This is a genomic window from uncultured Phenylobacterium sp., assembly GCF_902826855.1.
Classification (GTDB): Bacteria; Pseudomonadota; Alphaproteobacteria; order Caulobacterales; family Caulobacteraceae; genus Phenylobacterium.
In genome coordinates this window covers 1-15,619 of record NZ_CADEGK010000110.1, presented here as the reverse complement: position 1 = coordinate 15,619, position 15,619 = coordinate 1, and the positions used below count along the sequence as shown (strand labels likewise).

General features: G+C 68.8%; 20 protein-coding genes. 10 read left to right on the top strand and 10 right to left on the bottom strand.

The window, feature by feature from the left end; translation table 11 throughout:
* Positions 1-279: ATP-dependent Clp protease proteolytic subunit (locus QZV94_RS15260; protein ID WP_293678763.1), on the bottom strand; the 279-nt coding region annotated here is incomplete at its 3' end.
* Positions 280-430: 151 nt separating this feature from the next.
* On the opposite strand from QZV94_RS15260, the gene QZV94_RS15255 reads away from it, so the two are divergent.
* The gene (locus tag QZV94_RS15255; RefSeq protein WP_293678762.1) at positions 431-1,681 is read left to right on the top strand and encodes a glutamate carboxypeptidase; all 1,251 of its coding nucleotides are present in this window, start codon (positions 431-433) and stop codon (positions 1,679-1,681) included.
* On the opposite strand, the gene QZV94_RS15250 is transcribed toward QZV94_RS15255, so the two are convergent.
* Entirely contained in the window at positions 1,678-2,343 is a 666-nt protein-coding gene (locus tag QZV94_RS15250; RefSeq protein ID WP_293678761.1) for a DsbA family protein, read from the bottom strand. The genes QZV94_RS15255 and QZV94_RS15250 overlap by 4 nt on opposite strands.
* A gap of 67 nt (positions 2,344-2,410) precedes the next feature.
* On the opposite strand from QZV94_RS15250, the gene nthA reads away from it, so the two are divergent.
* The 4 genes from nthA to QZV94_RS15230 are packed head-to-tail and all read left to right on the top strand — an operon-like array spanning position 2,411 to position 4,281.
* The gene (nthA, locus tag QZV94_RS15245) at positions 2,411-3,040 is read left to right on the top strand and encodes a nitrile hydratase subunit alpha (RefSeq protein WP_293678760.1); all 630 of its coding nucleotides are present in this window, start codon (positions 2,411-2,413) and stop codon (positions 3,038-3,040) included.
* On the top strand, positions 3,037-3,690 hold the full coding sequence (gene nthB, locus QZV94_RS15240; protein ID WP_293678759.1) for a nitrile hydratase subunit beta: 654 nt from the start codon (positions 3,037-3,039) through the stop codon (positions 3,688-3,690). Before nthA ends, nthB begins: the two co-directional genes overlap by 4 nt.
* Positions 3,677-4,012 carry a nitrile hydratase accessory protein gene (locus tag QZV94_RS15235; RefSeq protein WP_293678758.1) on the top strand — a complete coding sequence of 112 codons (336 nt, stop codon included), beginning with the start codon at positions 3,677-3,679 and terminating at the stop codon, positions 4,010-4,012. Before nthB ends, QZV94_RS15235 begins: the two co-directional genes overlap by 14 nt.
* Before the next feature lie 56 nt (positions 4,013-4,068).
* Positions 4,069-4,281 carry a hypothetical protein gene (locus QZV94_RS15230; RefSeq protein WP_293678757.1) on the top strand — a complete coding sequence of 71 codons (213 nt, stop codon included), beginning with the start codon at positions 4,069-4,071 and terminating at the stop codon, positions 4,279-4,281.
* On the opposite strand, the gene QZV94_RS15225 is transcribed toward QZV94_RS15230, so the two are convergent.
* A complete protein-coding gene (locus QZV94_RS15225; protein ID WP_293678756.1) occupies positions 4,278-4,637 on the bottom strand; it encodes a DUF6481 family protein in 360 nt (119 codons plus the stop codon). The two genes, QZV94_RS15230 and QZV94_RS15225, sit on opposite strands and share 4 nt — an antisense overlap.
* Positions 4,638-4,715: 78 nt before the next feature.
* Complete coding sequence (gene ndk, locus QZV94_RS15220) at positions 4,716-5,135, bottom strand: nucleoside-diphosphate kinase (RefSeq protein ID WP_293678755.1); 420 nt, start codon at positions 5,133-5,135, stop codon at positions 4,716-4,718.
* 148 nt (positions 5,136-5,283) lie between these two features.
* Here ndk and QZV94_RS15215 point away from each other — a divergent pair, with 148 nt between their 5' ends.
* Positions 5,284-7,158 (top strand): ABC-F family ATP-binding cassette domain-containing protein, encoded by a 1,875-nt coding sequence (locus QZV94_RS15215; protein ID WP_293678754.1) that lies wholly within the window; start codon positions 5,284-5,286, stop codon positions 7,156-7,158.
* A gap of 9 nt (positions 7,159-7,167) precedes the next feature.
* On the opposite strand, the gene QZV94_RS15210 is transcribed toward QZV94_RS15215, so the two are convergent.
* The 3 genes from QZV94_RS15210 to QZV94_RS15200 form a co-directional block, all read right to left on the bottom strand.
* Entirely contained in the window at positions 7,168-7,452 is a 285-nt protein-coding gene (locus QZV94_RS15210; RefSeq protein ID WP_293678753.1) for a hypothetical protein, read from the bottom strand.
* Between the two features lie 70 nt (positions 7,453-7,522).
* Positions 7,523-7,843 (bottom strand): polyhydroxyalkanoic acid system family protein, encoded by a 321-nt coding sequence (locus tag QZV94_RS15205; RefSeq protein WP_293678752.1) that lies wholly within the window; start codon positions 7,841-7,843, stop codon positions 7,523-7,525.
* A 117-nt stretch (positions 7,844-7,960) separates the two neighbouring features.
* Positions 7,961-8,422 (bottom strand): BON domain-containing protein, encoded by a 462-nt coding sequence (locus QZV94_RS15200; protein ID WP_293678751.1) that lies wholly within the window; start codon positions 8,420-8,422, stop codon positions 7,961-7,963.
* 104 nt (positions 8,423-8,526) lie between these two features.
* Between QZV94_RS15200 and QZV94_RS15195 the strand changes: the two genes are divergently transcribed.
* The gene (locus tag QZV94_RS15195; protein WP_293678750.1) at positions 8,527-9,555 is read left to right on the top strand and encodes a lysylphosphatidylglycerol synthase domain-containing protein; all 1,029 of its coding nucleotides are present in this window, start codon (positions 8,527-8,529) and stop codon (positions 9,553-9,555) included.
* 299 nt (positions 9,556-9,854) lie between these two features.
* On the top strand, positions 9,855-10,685 hold the full coding sequence (locus tag QZV94_RS15190) for an HAD family hydrolase (RefSeq protein ID WP_293678749.1): 831 nt from the start codon (positions 9,855-9,857) through the stop codon (positions 10,683-10,685).
* Between the two features lie 53 nt (positions 10,686-10,738).
* Here QZV94_RS15190 and QZV94_RS15185 read toward each other — a convergent pair whose 3' ends face one another.
* Genes QZV94_RS15185 through QZV94_RS15175 form a run of 3 tightly spaced genes read right to left on the bottom strand, consistent with a single transcriptional unit; the run spans position 10,739 to position 14,293 of the window.
* A complete protein-coding gene (locus QZV94_RS15185; protein WP_293678764.1) occupies positions 10,739-12,151 on the bottom strand; it encodes an NAD(P)H-hydrate dehydratase in 1,413 nt (470 codons plus the stop codon).
* Positions 12,152-12,180: 29 nt separating this feature from the next.
* The gene (locus QZV94_RS15180) at positions 12,181-12,750 is read right to left on the bottom strand and encodes a histidine phosphatase family protein (RefSeq protein ID WP_293678748.1); all 570 of its coding nucleotides are present in this window, start codon (positions 12,748-12,750) and stop codon (positions 12,181-12,183) included.
* A gap of 1 nt (position 12,751) precedes the next feature.
* Positions 12,752-14,293 (bottom strand): acetyl-CoA acetyltransferase, encoded by a 1,542-nt coding sequence (locus QZV94_RS15175; protein WP_293678747.1) that lies wholly within the window; start codon positions 14,291-14,293, stop codon positions 12,752-12,754.
* Between the two features lie 197 nt (positions 14,294-14,490).
* On the opposite strand from QZV94_RS15175, the gene QZV94_RS15170 reads away from it, so the two are divergent.
* Both QZV94_RS15170 and QZV94_RS15165 read left to right on the top strand, forming a co-directional pair.
* The gene (locus QZV94_RS15170) at positions 14,491-14,829 is read left to right on the top strand and encodes a P-II family nitrogen regulator (protein ID WP_293678746.1); all 339 of its coding nucleotides are present in this window, start codon (positions 14,491-14,493) and stop codon (positions 14,827-14,829) included.
* Positions 14,830-14,858: 29 nt separating this feature from the next.
* A partial coding sequence (locus QZV94_RS15165; RefSeq protein ID WP_293678745.1) for a glutamine synthetase beta-grasp domain-containing protein occupies positions 14,859-15,619 on the top strand: 761 nt, incomplete at its 3' end.

Sequence of the window (15,619 nt, the reverse complement as noted above, 5' to 3'; positions counted from 1 at the left end):
CTTGATGTACTGCATGGTGTCGTAGATCGCGAGGCCAGACGTCACAATCCCGCCGGGGGAGTTGATGTACATCTGGATCTCTTTCTTGGGGTTCTCAGCCTCCAGGTGCAGCAGCTGGGCGCAGATCAGGGCGGCCATGCCGTCCTCGACCGGCCCGGCCAGGAAGATGATCCGGTCCTTCAAGAGGCGGGAGAAGATGTCATAGGCGCGCTCACCCCGGCTGGTTTGTTCGACAACCATCGGCACGAGGCCCAGGGCGGTGGTGACGGGGTCACGCATAGGGGCAGTCCTTCTTGGATAGGTCGGCGGACGACGCGGCCCGCGCTCCTCCCCGATATCGCGTGCCGCGCCCCCATAAGCAAGGAGCCGACGCCGTGACACCGCCGCGGCGGTCTGGTCAAAGTGCGCCCGTATTGATGGGAGCGGCGTGATGCGGACGGTGGCGATGGGGCTGGCGGGACTGGCGCTGGCGACGGCCGGGCCGGCGCTGGCCGCAGGCAAGCCAGCCCGGGACGCCAAGGTCTGGGCGGCGGCCGAAGCCGCGCGGCCCGGGCAGCTGAAGCTGCTCGAGGAGGTGGTCAACATCGATTCCGGCACCGGCGACGTCGAGGGGGGTCGTAAGGTCGCAGCGGTGCTGATCCCGCGTCTGAAGGTCATCGGCATGAAGGTTGAGACGGTAAAGGCCGAGGCCGACAACCTGCCGGAGAACATCGTCGCCACGCTCAGCGGGACCGGCAAGGGCCGCATCCTGATGATCGCCCACCTCGACACGGTGTTCGCACCCGGCACGGCCGCGCGCTGGCCATTCAAGTTCGCGGGCGATCGCGCCACCGGTCCGGGGGTCGCCGACGAGAAAGGCGGCGTAGTGGAGGGGCTCTACGCGCTCCAGATCCTGCACGACCTGCGCTTCAGGGACTTCAAGCAGATCACCTACCTGATCGACACTTCCGAGGAGGTGGGTTCGCCGGGCTCGCGCGCCCTGATCGATCGGCTCGTGCGCGAGGCGGACGTCGAGCTGAACCTGGAGCCCGGCGATGCGCCCGACAAGCTCACCGTCTGGCGCAAGGGCTCGACGATCCTGCACATCGCCGTGAAGGGCCGGGCGGCGCATGCGGGCGTCGCGCCGCAGGACGGCCGCAACGCCGCCGAGGAATTGATCCACCAGTTGAAGGCCACAGAGGCCTTCCCCAGGACCGGCGACGGCATGACCCTGAACCTCACCCTGATGAACGCGGGAACACGGCACAACATCATCCCGGAAGACGCGACCGCCACGTTCACCCTGCGGGTCCGCGACCAGGCGGATGTGGAGAAGGTGGTCGGGGCCCTGGAGGCAAGCGCGAAGATCACCGCGGTCCCGGACACCACCGTCACCGTCCGCCGCCAGCCCTCCTTCCCGCCCCTGCCAAGCAATACGGCCACCGACGCCTTGGCGGACCGCGCCGAGGCCATCTATGCCGGGATCGGCCTGAAGCTCGGCCGAGGCGGCAACGGCGGGGCCTCGGAATCGGCGCTTGCCGCCGCCGCCGGCGTGCCGGCGCTGGACGGCCTCGGGCCCGTCGGCGGCGGGTTCCACTCGGAGAAGGAATACCTGGACCTGAAGAGCCTCACGCCCAGGCTCTACCTGCTCACCAAGCTGATCATGGAGCTGGGGAAGAGCCCGCCGCCGCGAATGCGTTAGGCCGCGATCCGCGAGATCCAGTCCTTGAGCACCGCCAGCACCTGCTCGGGCGGCGCGTAGCCGCGGGTGACGACGCCGTAGACCCCTTGCTCGTTGGGCCCGGCCACCAGCGTCGGGAAGCCGGTGACACCGGCGCGCTGAGAAGTGGCGTAGTCGCGCCAGGTCTCCTCGCGAGCCACCTCGTCGGCCCAGTCGGCCAGGAAGCGCTCGCGCTCGAGGCCGAAGTCGGCGGCCAGGTCGGCCAGCACCTCGCCGGAGGTGACGTCGCGGGCCTCTGCGTAGAAGGCGCGCTGGGCGGCGGCCAGATAGCGGACCGCCAAGTCCTCGCCCTCACGGCGGACCACCACCACCGCGCGCGCCGCGGGGTCGGTGTCGTAGACGAACCCCTCCTCCCGCTGCACCAGCGACGGGTCGAACGGCAGGCCCGAGGCCTCGTGCACATGGCTCCAGTGGCCGGCGATCTCGCGGGCCGCCTGCGGCGTCATCGGATGCTCGGTCCCCGGCCGCAGCCCGCCCATCACCACCCGGATCGGCAGGGCGTCGCCGTAGGCCCGCCGCACCGCCTCGATGACCGGCGAGAAGCCGTAGCACCAGGAGCACATCGGGTCTGAGAAATAGATCAGGTGCGGCCCGACCATGGCGGCCTCCTTTCCGGGAAGCATGCCAGCCGTCCCGTTCGGCGTCACGCACGGTCTTAACGGCGCGCCTGCTTGGCTTTACATCGGAGCCATGGCGCACGATCACCACGACCACGACCACGGTCACGACCATGGGCACGACCACGGCCAGGATCCGCCCTCCGACATGGCGCTGCGCGTCAAGGCGCTGGAGTCAGTCCTGGTGGACAAGGGGCTGGTGGACCCGGCCGCGCTGGACGCCATCGTCGACCACTTCGAGACCAAGGTCGGCCCGCGCAACGGCGCTCGTGTGGTGGCGAAGGCCTGGACCGATCCGGCCTACCTCGCCCGCCTGCGCGAGGACGCCACGGCGGCGATTGCGGAGCTGGATTTCACCGGCCGCCAGGGCGAGCACATGATCGCCGTGGAGAACGGGCCGGACGTACACAACCTGGTCGTCTGCACCCTGTGCTCCTGCTACCCGTGGCCGGTCCTGGGCCTGCCGCCGGTCTGGTACAAGTCGCCCCCCTACCGCTCCCGCGCGGTGATCGACCCGCGCGGCGTGCTGGCCGAGTTCGGAACCGAGCTGCCGCCGGACGTGGAGGTTCGCGTTTGGGATTCCACCGCCGAGGTCCGATACCTGGTGATCCCTCAGCGGCCGGCGGGGACGGACGGGCTCGGCGAGGATGAACTGGCCGCCATGGTCACCCGCGACGGCATGATCGGGACGACCCTCCTGTGAACGGCGTGCACGACATGGGGGGCATGCACGGCCTGGGGCCGGTGGCGCCGGAGCCGCGCGAGCCGGTGTTCCACGAGGCCTGGGAGGGCCGCGTCCACGCCATGACCATCGCCTCGCCGACGCGGGGCAACATCGACGCGGGCCGGCATCAGCGGGAGTTGATCCCAGGACCCGACTACCTGCGCTGGACCTACTACGAGAAGTGGTTCGCCAGTCTCAGCGCGCTGCTGCTGACGTCGGGCCTGGTGACGGCGGCGGAGATCGCCGCCGGGAAAGCCGCGCCAGGCTCGCCCAAGGGGACCCCGAGGCTCGTCGCCGCCGACGTCACCGCGGCCATGACCCGGCCGTCGTCCTATGTACGCGAGGTCGCAACCGCGCCGGCCTTCGCGGCTGGCGACCGGGTGCGGGCGCGGCAGATCAACCCGACCGGCCACACTCGTCTGCCCCGCTATGCCCGCGGCCACGTCGGGGTCGTGGAGCGCCGCCACGGCGCCCACGTGCTGCCGGACAGCAACGCCCATGGCTTGGGCGAGGACCCGCGGCACCTCTACACGGTGAGGTTTGCCGCTCGCGAACTCTGGGGACCGGACGCGTCGGCCAGAGACAGCGTCAGCCTCGACCTTTGGGAACCCTACCTTGAGCGCGCCTGATTTCGCCGCCCTTCCCCGCCTGCCTCGCGACGCCGAGGGCCCGGTGTTCGCAGAGCCCTGGCAGGCGCAGGCCTTCGCCTTGACGTTGAAGCTCCATGAGGATGGCGCGTTCACCTGGACGGAGTGGGCGGAGGCCCTTTCGGCGGAGCTGGCAGACGACGCGGGCGACGACGGCGGACGCTACTACGAGCACTGGGTCGCGGCCCTGGAGCGGCTGGTGGCCTCGCGCAACCTGGCAGCGCCCAGCGAGCTCATTGCACGCAGGGATGCGTGGAAGGAGGCGTACTTGCGCACACCCCATGGCCAACCTGTGGAACTCTGAGCGACAAGCGGGAACCCTCGGTCGGATCACGCGCTCACGAGCCAGGGAACAGGGTTATGCGCATGGTTCAATACGCGGTGACGCTGAAGGATGGTGACTGGACCGTCTTCAGCGATGGCCAGCCGGTCGCGGGGCAGCTCTCGCGTTCGGCGGCAGTGCAGATGGCCAAGGACCTGGCGTTCGAGGCCGAGGAGCGCGGTGAGAGCGTGGAGCTCCTCATCCAAGGCTACTACGGCGACCTCAGCCGCCGCGTCACCGGGAACCCCTAGCCGGTCCGTCGCATCTGGGCGTTCATCTCGCGCTTTGCGCGGGCGGCGGCCTTTTCGGCGGCCTTGCGAGCCTTGCGGTCCTCGCGCTTCAACTGGAGCATCAGCTCCTCGTCGTTCTCGGCGGCCAGCCGGCGCTCTTCCTCGGCCTTCTCCTTGGCGAGGCGGACGGCTTCCTTATCGGCCGCCCGCTTGGCGCGGACTTCTTCGATCTCACGCGCCTTCCGCTGCTCGCGGGTCTCGAACACTTCTGCGGTGACGGTCGGCTTAGGTTTGAATTTTTCGAGGAGGGCTTTCCGGGCTTCGGCCTGTGCGGCGAGGCGCTCGGAGAAGCCGGGGAGGACCTTGCTTTCTCTCATGCTCACTTGCGTCTTTGGTTCGGTGGATGCGGGAAAAACCCCGCTAGCGGAACTCCGTTGCCATCATGTGTCAGCCAACTAGCCGACGATGTCGGCCTCGGTGAAGAACTGGGCGATCTCGAGCTTGGCGTTGTCAGTGCTGTCGGAGCCGTGCACCGAGTTTTCCCCGACGCTCTCGGCGTAGAGGGCGCGAATGGTGCCGGGGGCGGCGTCGGCCGGGTTCGTGGCGCCCATCACCTCGCGGTACCGGGCCACGGCATTGTCGCCTTCCAGCACCTGCACGACGACCGGCGCCGACATCATGAACTCCACGAGTTCGCCGTAGAACGGGCGCGCGGCGTGGACCTCGTAGAACTTCTTGGCCTGGGCCTCGGTCATCCGAATCCGGCGCTGGGCCACGATCCGCAGGCCGGCGTCCTCGATCACCGCATTGACCTTGCCGGTCAGGTTGCGACGCGTGGCGTCCGGCTTGATAATCGAGAAGGTGCGTTCGGTCATGGGCTCCGAGGGGCTGTCGGACAAAGGGGGAGGTGCGCGAAGCGCCTTCGCGCGGTGGCGGCGTCTATATCGTCATCCAGCGGCGCGGTGCAAGTCGGTGTGGGGCCATGACGCGGCGCAAATCCTCTGCTAGAGCCCGCCGCCACCCATGCTCCAGATCAACGACCTTGTCCTCGACGCCTGGGGACGCCGCTTCTTCGACCACGCTTCGGTCACCCTGCCCAAGGACGCCAAGGTCGGCCTCGTGGGCCGAAACGGCGTGGGCAAATCGACGCTGTTCAAGGTGATCCTCGGCCAGATGCACCCCGGCGGCGGGGATATCGGCCTGCCCAAGAAGGCGCGCATCGGGTCCGTGGACCAGGAGCATCCGGCGACCCCCGTCTCCCTGCTGGATACGGTCCTGGAGGCGGACGAGGAGCGACACAGCCTGCTCGGCCGGCTGGAGACCGCTCCGCCGGAGGAGCTGGGCGACATCTACGCCCGCCTGATCGATATCGACGCCGACCGCGCGCCGTCCCGCGCCGCCGAGATCCTGGCCGGCCTCGGCTTCACCCAGGCCGACCTGGCCCGGCCGATGTCAGAGTTCTCCGGCGGCTGGCGCATGCGCGTGGCCCTGGCCGCCAGCCTGTTCGCCGAGCCGGACCTGCTGCTGCTGGACGAGCCCACCAACTACCTCGACCTGGAAGGCGCCCTCTGGCTGGAGGCGCGGCTGCAGAAATATCCGCACACCGCCATCGTCATCAGCCACGACCGCGAGCTGCTGAACAACTCAGTCGACCACATCCTGCACCTGAAGGACGGCAAGCTGGAGCTCTACACCGGCGGCTACAACGACTTCGAACGCATGCTGGGCGAGAAGCTGCGGCTGCAGGAAGCCACCCGGGTGAAGATCGAGTTGCAGCGCGCCCACCTGCAGTCCTTCGTCGACCGCTTCCGCGCCAAGGCGTCCAAGGCCACCCAGGCCCAATCGCGCCTGAAGATGATCGCCAAGCTGCCGCCGGTCTCCGCGATCATCGAGGAGCGGGTGACGCCGTTCGTGCTGCCATCGCCCGAGCGCCCGCTGGCGCCGCCGCTGCTGCGCCTGGAGGGCGCGTCCGTCGGCTACGGCGGCCCTCCGATCTTGAAGCATCTGGACCTGCGCCTGGACATCGACGACCGCATCGGACTGCTGGGGGTGAATGGCGCCGGCAAGTCGACGTTCGCCAAGCTGGTCGCCGGCGCGCTGAACGTCGAGAAGGGCAAGCTGCACCGCTCCCCCCGCCTCAAGGTCGGCTGGTTCCACCAGCACCAGATCGAGGCGATGGATCCCACCGACACGCCGCTGGAGATTATCCGGCGGATCATGCCCGAGGACAGCGAGGCCAAGCGGCGCTCGCGCCTCGCGCAGTTCGGCCTGGGCTTCGACAAGGTCGACACCACCGTGGCCAATCTGTCGGGTGGGGAGCGGGCCCGGCTGCTGCTCAATCTGGTGGCCATGGAGGCGCCGCACCTCCTGATCCTCGACGAGCCGACCAACCACCTGGATATCGATAGTCGTCGGGCCCTCCTGGACGCGCTCAACGACTACGAGGGCGCGGTGATCCTGATCACCCACGACCGGTCGCTGATGGAGTTGGTGGCCGACCGGCTGTGGTTGGCGGCGGACGGAACGATCGCACCGTTCGACGGGGACATCGAGGACTACGCCGCCTTCGTGCTGGACCGCGCCCGACAGGCGGCGCGCAGCCCGACGCAGGTGAAGCCGGAGCCGGAAGCGCCGCCGCCTCCCCCGCCTGCGCCCGTAGCGAAGCCGAAGGTCCCGACCGGGACCGCCCGGCGTCGCGCGGAAACTGCCGAGGCCGCGCTGGCCCGGGCAACGAAGATCGTGGCCGAGCTGGACCGCGCACTGGCGGATCCGGCTACGTTTGGCGACGCCGCCAAGGCCGCCGATCTCGGCCGCAAACGCAACGACGCCCAGGTTGCCCTGGACGCCGCCGAGTTGGAATGGATCGTGGCCCAGGAGGCCTATGAAGCGCTGAAGTAGCGCCGCCGATCAGGTGATGTGCTTCGGGCTGATGGGGTCGGACCCCGGGAAGGTTTCCTCGAGCGCCTCGTCCAGCAGGGCTTCCTGCCGGTCCTCGGCCGTTTCCTCACGCTTGGCCAGGTGGTCGTGCTTCTCGCCGTCGGGCGTCGGCGTGACCCGCCGAGTCGCCGGGGCGTCGAAGGCGCGTTGCTCCTCGACGGTGCCGCCCGGATCCGAGGCGAGCCCGGCCGTGGAGGCGCTAGCGCCGTGGGTGAAGGCCCGCTTGGCCTCTTGTTCCGTCTGCTTGTGGGTCATGGAAATCTCCGATCGCGTCGGCTCATGAAAACCCGCCAGAGCGACAAGAGTTGCCTTGGCCGTAGGCTTTTCAGCGCCGCTTCGCGCCCGGCAGCAGCAACTGCTGGCCTTCGTCGCGCAGCCGGCCCTTCAGCTTGTTGGCGACCATGGCGAAGATCCCCGGCAGCAGGACCTCCAGGCGCACCTCACGCTCGTCCACAGCGATCGTCCCCGTGACGGTCTGGCCGATCGCCACTAGGGAGAAGGCCAGGGTGTCGCCGGACCAGGCACGCTTGACCTCGCCTACCGCGCCGATCTGCCCCGTCAGTCGCTCCACCCCTTCATCGATACGCCGGCGAGCCTCCGCGCGGCCGAGTTCGTGCGGGATCGAGACGACAACCGGTTTGCTCATATGTTCACAACCACCAGGCCCCCCGCGCCGCCGCGTCGATGCCGGCGTACGCCACACATGGGATGTCGCGTGCGTGGCGCCATGCCGAATAGGCGATTCGCATCGCCGGATGCGCCCTTAGAACAGCGTCCAGCGGCTGCCTTCCCGAACCCGCAGGTTGTTCTGCACGTGGCGAACGCCCTCGATGTCCGCGACGTCCTCGATCCGGCGCTTGTCATGCTTGTGCCGCACCGTGCCGTTGAGTGTCACTTCCTGGTCCTGCACGATCACCTCGACATCTCGCAGGTCGAGGCGGCGCTCGTCTTCCAGCCGCTCGCTGATAACCGCCCACAGGACGCGATCCGAGGGCCCATCGCGGCGCGGTCGGCGGGGTTCACGATCGTCGACGAAGCTCTGCCGTTCGCGCGGCTGGCCATCGTCATAGGCTCGATAGCCGGTGCGGTGGCGCGCGTCGTAGCCGTATAGATCGGAGTAATCCGCCTGCCCAAAGTCTTCACGGTCGCGCGGGCGGTCGCCGTCTCGGTCGCGAAGTCGGCGCAGCCGCTCGGCCTCCAGGTCTCGCCATTCTTCGTGGCGCATGTCGAAGCTCCTTAAATCCGTCGCGAACCCCAAGAAAACCTTCGCCTTGCGCTTCGGTTCCAGGCCTGAACCATGTGCGCACGATCCGACGGAGCCGAGACCCGGTGCTGAGCCTCGACCCCAACGACCGCGCCGCGTCCCACCCCGAGGATGTCGAGGAAGAACTGGCCGCCGTCCTGCCGCAGACGCAGGGGTCGCGGTTCTTTCCGATGATCCGCGGCCTGGCGTGGCATCTGCTGGCGTTCATCCTTCTAGGCGCCGCAGCCTTCATCCTGTGGCGGGAATTCCGCACGCTCAGCCTCTCGCAGGTGACGGCGGCGATCCGCGCGTGGGGCTGGGGAACCGTGGCGCTGGCGCTCAGCCTGTCGGCGAGCAGTTTCGTCCTGATGGGATTCGTCGAATACCTGGGCCTGCGCTGGGCCGGCGCGCGGGTTCGGCTCCGCACGGCGCTGGCCGGCTCGTTCGTGGCCAGCGCCATGGCCCACAGCTTGGGCGCGAACCTCCTGGTCTCCGGCGCCGTCCGGGCCCGCTGGTACGGCCGCCGCGGCGTCTCCTTCCGACAGGTCGCCGCGGCGACCCTGTTCCAGGGGTTCTCGTTCACGGTCGGGATCGCCACCTTGGCTGGCGTCTGCCTCCTGGCTGCCGGCAGCCAGGAGATCACCGCCGCCAGCCGTATCGCCAACCCCGTTGCCGACGGGGTAGGCGGCCTTTTGGTCGCCGCGGTCGGGGCCTACATCGCCCTCTGTGCGCTCGTCCATCGCCCGTTGCGGGGCTTCGGGCACAGCGTGAAATTGCCGTCTGTCAGGGTGGCCCTGGCCCAGATGTCCCTGGGCGCGATCGACAACGCCGTCGCCGCTGCGATCTTCTGGATCCTCCTGCCGGCCGGCGCCGTCGACTACCTCGCCTTCGTGGGCATCTACGCCCCATCAGTCGTCGCCGGACTGATCAGTCACGTGCCCGGCGGGGTCGGTGTCTTCGAAGGTTCTCTGTCCACCCTCCTGCGTGGTGTCGAGCCCGCGGCCCTGGCCGCGGCCTTCCTGGGCTACCGGCTGTTCTTCTTCCTGATTCCCTTGGTCTTGGCCGGCCTGGCGCTGGTGCTGGACACCCTGCGCGAGCGGTCGCGACAAAAGTGAGAAAAATGCGCCGCAAGGCGTCAAGGCCTGCATCCCTGGGTTGGGACCGCCCGTAGCTACGTGGTCCGCGCATCTCCCACAAACCACGGACACAAAAGCGGCGGCGGCCCTGTTCCCCGACAACCGCCACCGTCCGCCCCGGCCCCCGCCTCCCGTCGCGGGGCCGGGGCGACCCTTTTCCAGGTTCGCCCGTCCTCTCGCTTGAGACTTGCGCGACCCTTTTCCAGGTTCGCCCGTCCCCTCGCTTGAGACCTGCGCGACCCTTATCGCGCTTTCCGGGTACTGCTACGAGAACCGGCATGAGCCGTCCCCTCGCCGTCTTCGCCTACGACTTCGACGGCACGCTGGCGCGCGGCAACATGCAGGAGCACGCCTTCATCCCGGACGAGCTCGGGATGAACCACACCGACTTCTGGCGCGAAACCCAGCTCCTCGCGCGGGCCCAGCGCGGCGACGCAATCCTGGCCTACATGCACCTGATGCTGGAGAAGGCCCGCGAGAAGGGCCTGGAGCTGACGCTGGAGAGCTGGCGGGCCCGGGGGGCCGCCATCCGCCTGTTCCCCGGCGTCGAAGCCTGGTTCACCCGGCAGAATACGCGCGCCGCGGCGCTCGGGCTGGACCTGCGCCACTTCATCATCTCGTCCGGCAACCGCGAGCTGATCGAGGGCTCGCCCATCGCCCACGAGTTCGAGCGGATCTACGCGTCGGCCTTCATGTTCAACGCCCGCCATGAGGCGACCGGCCCTGCACTGGCGATCAACTACACCGGCAAGACCCAGTACCTGTTCCGCATCAACAAGTGGACGCTTAACGAATGGGACAATGAGGCGATCAACGCCGTGCAGGCCAATCGCGACCGCGCCGTCCCCTTCGACCGCATCGCCTTCTTTGGCGACGGACTGACCGACATACCTGTCATGCGCGTGATGACCGACCACGGCGGCCATCCGGTGGCCGTCTACGATCCAGACAGGCCCTACACCGAGGCGGCCGCGGCCAAGCTGCTGCGAGACGGGCGCGCGCGCCTGGCGGCCGGCGGCGACTACCGCGAGGGTTCGGAGCTGGATGGCCTGGCTGCGGAGATCATTGCCGAGATGGCCCGGGGCGTGACGACGGATATGTTCGGGTAGCAGCGGCGGCGCAGGCGCAGTCATCCTGAACCACGAACGGTGCTGACGCGCCCTCAGCGCTCGTCGTACAGGCGGCGCAGGACGGCCGGCGCCAGGCCCGGGAGGTCCTCTGAGATCAGCCCGGGGCCGTGCAGGTCACCGGCCTCGGCGTGGATCCAGGCTCCGGCGCAGGCGGCTTCGAAGCTATCCATGCCCTGGCTGATCAGGCCGCCGATGAACCCCGCCAGGACGTCGCCGGAGCCCGCGGTGGCCAGCCACGGCGAGCCGTTGAGGTTGACGGCCACACGGCCGTCCGGCGTGGCAATCACTGTGTCGGCGCCCTTCAGGAGCACCACGGCGCCAGCTTTTTCCGCCGCGCGTCGGGCCGCCTCGATGCGGGTCGACGAAGTCTTCAACAGTCCGGGGAACAGCCGCTCGAACTCGCCGGGGTGCGGCGTGAGCACGTCGTCACGATCGAGCATCGAAAACAGCTCGTCGCGGTCGTCACGGAAGACGGTGATGGCGTCGGCGTCGATCACCAGGGCGGCGCCCGTCCGGGCCAGGGCGAGCACATTCAGCACCGTGCTTTCGTTGATGCCCGCAGCGGGGCCGATCACCGCGGCGTCGGCCTGGTCGCCGGCCTGCTCCAGCTCCAGGTCGGTGTCGAAGGGCTTCAGCATCACCGCCTCCAGGTGCGCAGCGTTGGCGGCCAGCGCGTCGGGCGGCGAATAGATGGTCACCAGGCCCGCGCCGATCCTCAAGCCCGCCCGGGCGGCCAGGCGCGCGGCGCCGGTGCTCCAGGCGTCTCCCGAAACCACGATCAGACGCCCGCGGGAATGCTTGTGCGAGCCCGCCCCCGGCCAGGGAAAGCGCGCCAGCCACAGCTCGGGGCCGTTCTCCAACGTCTTCGACGGCGTATCCCCCAGACCAATGTCAGCCACCACCACCTCCCCGCAGCGGCCGCGGCCTGGCTCCAGCACGTGGGCGGGCTTGCGGGCGTGGAAGGTGACGGTGAGGGCCGCGCAGACCGCGGCGCCCATCGGTTGGCCGGTGTCGCCCGGCAGGCCGCTCGGGACATCGACGGCAACGACGGCTTCGGGGCGCGCGGCGAGTTGGTCCGCTACGCTGGCGGCCACGCCGTCCAGGGCCCGCGACAGCCCTGCGCCGAACAGGGCGTCGATCACCAGCGCCTCGCCCAGCGACCCGTTCAGCGGCTGGGTGACGCCTTCCCAGCGCGCCGCGGCCGCCTTGGCGTCATCGGTCGCCGGCGCCGCGAGACTGCGGACCTCCACAGGCCAGCCGCGCGCCTTGAGGATCCGTGCGACCACATAGCCGTCGCCCCCGTTGTTCCCCGGACCGCACAGCACCAGCGTCGCCTGAGGTCGGAACCGCTCGGCCACCGCATCGGCCACTGCCAGCCCTGCCCGTTCCATCAGCTCGATCCCCGGCGTCCCGGCGTCGATCGCAGCGCGATCGGCCGCGCCCATCTCGGCCACGGTGAGGATCGGGCGTGGGCTCAAAGGACCCCCGTTGCGGCCTCGGCGCCCTGCTGGATGAGGCTCAGGGTCCGGCCGTCGGTCTCCAGCACCGTGATCGAGCAGTGGTCCGGGCGGAACGCCAGCACCTCCTCTATGCCCAGCAGCCGCGAGACGACCGCGTTGATGGCCACGAAATGCGAGAAGACGGCGGTGTCGCCCCGCGCCACCAGCGAAGCCGCGATGTCGCCCCGCCAGACGTCGTAGTCGAAGTCCCCCTGAATGGCCTTCCACGTCCCCTGGAAGGCGTTCTGCAGCCACGGGCCTCGCTCGGCGGGCCCCAGGGCGTTCGGCGTGGGAATCTCACCGACGCCGGGGTCGATCTCCATGTTGACGCCCAGAGCCTCGGCGGTTGGCAGCGCGGTCTCGCGGCAGCGGCGGAGGGGCGAGCTCACCACCAGCTTCGGCCGCTCCGCGGCCGGCCGCGACAGCAGCCAGTCGCGCGCGGCGCGGGCCTGCAGGTCGCCCGCCTCATCGAGGCCGGGATCGTCGTCATGCCCGCCCCAGGTGGAGGAAGGGCGGCCGTGGCGGATCAGGTAAAGGCGGGCCATGTCAGTCCGGGGTGAAGAGGTTCAGATGGCCGGCCTGGGTAAGCGTGCCGGTGCGCCCGATCTGCTCGCTGGCCTCGAGGCTGGCAAGGGTCTGCGGGTCGTTGGGTGTGTTGGCGACAAAACGGCGCCCGTTGGCGTCGCGGCCGACGACGATGCCCATGAACGGTCCCTCGCGTTTGTGCACCACCGTGTAGGTCTCGATCGTACCCCTGCCCTGCGGCTGTTCCGTGACAGGCGGGTGAGGCAAGGCGTCGATCTGGCGCTGGATGATCGCCGGGTCTTCGCGCTCGAAGGGCCTCGTAGGCGGGGTCGTCGAATAGACGCCGGTCGACTGCTTGGTCAGGTACCAGCCGTTGGCCGTGACCAGGCCATAGGCGCCGGGCGCATCGCGCAGCTTCTGCACCATGGTCGCAGCGGAATGCATGGCGTAGTTGTTCCCCGGACCGCCGGCGTAGGGCAGCCCGCCTGTCACCGTGAAGCCGCGCGGATCGTCCACCGAGAGTCCCAGCTCCTCCGCGCCCACCTGCACCGCCGACGGGAAGCACGAATAGAGGTCGATGTGCCTGAGGTCGTCGGCGCCGATGCCCGCCATCTCGAGGGCCCGCTTTCCCGTCAGGCGCATGGCCGGGCTGGAGTGGAAGTCCTGCCGCTCCAACACGTGCCAGATGTCGTGTGCGTCCGCGCAGCCGCGCAGGTACACCCACCTGTCTTCCGGCACGCCCAGCTCGCGGGCCTTCTTGACGCTGGCGATCAGGACGCCGGCCGACTGATCCACTTCCATGATCGCGTTGAGGAACTTGGGATACGGGAACCCGATCATCCGGTTGCGGTCGCTGACGGTGGTCAGCTCCTCCGCCGAGCGGCGGGTGGGGAACCAGGCATGGGGGTTCTCCGCCGCCACCGCGGTGAAGCGTTCGAACAGCTTGCCCATCCGCGTCGCGTGGTCGGCCAGGGAGCGGCCATCCCGGGCCCGCAGCGCGTTCTCGAAGATGGGATAGATGTTGATCGGACGGTCCAGGCCGTGCCGGGCTTCATAGGGGCTGACCCCCGGTCGCGTGTCGCCGACGATCGGCGGCGCGTCCAGCGAGAGGTCCTCGGTCTCGTTCCAGTCATCGAAGCCCAGGCCCTTGGCCATCCGCTTGGCCACCGAGCCCATCACCTCGCAGCCGATCGCCAGGCCCAGGTCGGTCTCGCCCTGGCTGATCCGCTCGGCCAACCGGTTGATCATGTACTGCGAACTGTTGCCGCCGTTCGCCGACTGTGCCGCCCAGCGCAGCTCGGCGCCCACCAAGGCGCCCAGTTGCGCGGCGGCGTTGCTGGAGAAAGGCGCGCCGCGGGCGCGGGAGCCGCCGGGCATGGCGATCGCCGAGGGGGCCACGACAATGCTGTCGAGGGCTGCGAGCCCCGCGGCGCCGATTCCCGCGTCATCCGCAGCCCGTTCCGCCGCAATCTTCAGCAGATTCGTCGGGGACGGCGACTGTGCGGGATCGCCTCGGTACGTGAATTGGCCCGCTCCGATGAGAACAGGGGTCCGTTCGTCCATTCTGAAGCGCCCTCCGGTGGCGATTGCTGGCGATCCCGCCTGCCGAAACCCGCTCGCGCCACGGATTCCCGCATGATCGTTTTTTGATCTCAAGGCGCCCAATCCTTGGGCGCCTGTCTAGTTTCCCACCCGGCCCCTGCGGCATGCAACGGAAGGTCGCTTGTGGCCGGTGGCGCCCACGTGCTGGGTCGCCCGGCATGAAAAAGATCGAAGCCATCATCAAGCCGTTCAAACTCGACGAGGTGAAGGAGGCCCTGCAGGAGCTGGGCGTCCAGGGCATGACCGTCATCGAGGCCAAGGGCTACGGCCGCCAGAAAGGTCAGACCGAGCTCTACCGGGGCGCCGAGTACGTCGTGGACTTCTTGCCCAAGATCAAGATCGAGATCGTCATCGCCGACGACCAGCTGGACCGCGCCGTGGAGGCCATTTCCGGCGCCGCGCGCACCGGCCGCATCGGCGACGGCAAGATCTTCATTTCCGAGGTCCTCGAGGTGGTGCGCATCCGCACCGGCGAGACCGGACCCGTCGCCGTCTAACCAAGCTTCAAGAAGGGGATAAATCGCTAATGGCCACCACCGCCAAAGACATCCTGGCCCAGATCAAGGAGAAGGACGTCAAATACGTCGACGTCCGCTTCACCGACGTCCGCGGGAAGATGCAGCACGTGACGTTCGACATCGACCTCGTCGACGACGAGTTCCTCACCGACGGCACGATGTTCGACGGCTCGTCGATCTCCGGCTGGAAGGCCATCAACGAGAGCGACATGAAGCTGCGTCCCGACCTGGACTCGGCCATCATCGACCCGTTCTACCAGCAGACCACGCTCGCCCTGTTCTGCGACGTGGTGAACCCTGATACGGGCACGCCCTATGAGCGCGACCCGCGCTCGATCGCCAAGGCGGCGCTGAACTTCGTCAAGGCGTCGGGCATCGGCGACACCGTCTACTTCGGCCCCGAGGCCGAGTTCTTCATCTTCGACGACGTTAAGTGGTCCACCGCGCCGCACAGCACCGGCTACTCCTATGAGTCGACCGAGCTGCCGATCAGCTCGGACAAGGCCTATCCGGAAGGCAACATGGGCCACCGGCCCGGACCCAAGGGCGGTTACTTCCCCGTGAACCCGGTCGACAGCGGCCAGGACCTGCGCGGCGAGATGCTGGCGGTCATGGGCGAGCTGGGCATGAAGCCGGAAAAGCACCACCACGAGGTGGCCCCGGCCCAGCACGAACTCGGCCTGAAGTTCGACACCATGATCGTCATGGCCGATCGCCTGCAACTCTATAAGTACGTGATCCACAACGTGGCCCACGCCTACGGCAAGAC